Annotated in this window: 1 protein-coding gene; it reads right to left on the reverse strand. The window is 44.1% G+C overall.

What is annotated here, in order from left to right; all coding sequences use genetic code 11:
• On the reverse strand, positions 1-320 hold a 320-nt coding region (locus J536_RS24835; RefSeq protein ID WP_032064406.1), incomplete at its 3' end, for a cytochrome b.
• Between the last annotated feature and the right edge of the window lie 4 nt (positions 321-324).

Consider the following 324-nt stretch of genomic DNA (forward strand, 5'->3'; position numbering starts at 1 on the left):
CCTGCCGATAGCGTTGCCCATCCGAGCAATGGCAAACTAAACATCAAAATATAAAGCAGCCAATGTGATGCATGGGCCATAAACGCCTGCCAGCGCGGTACAGTCGGCGGCAAAGGGGGAATTGGAAAATAGAGTCGATTTATTAATCTAATGATGACCAATAATAAGATTGCGATTCCTAAAGGACGATGGATATCGATTAACCACGGACGCCAAGTGATTGAGGTTGTCATTCCCACACCAATAAATAGCATGGCCAAAATCGCTACTGCCATAAGCCAATGTAGTATTCGAGCAGTCAAATTAAAATGACAAGGGATCCTA

It is taken from the genome of Acinetobacter sp. 809848 (assembly GCF_000581275.1).
Classification (GTDB): domain Bacteria; phylum Pseudomonadota; class Gammaproteobacteria; order Pseudomonadales; family Moraxellaceae; genus Acinetobacter; species Acinetobacter pittii.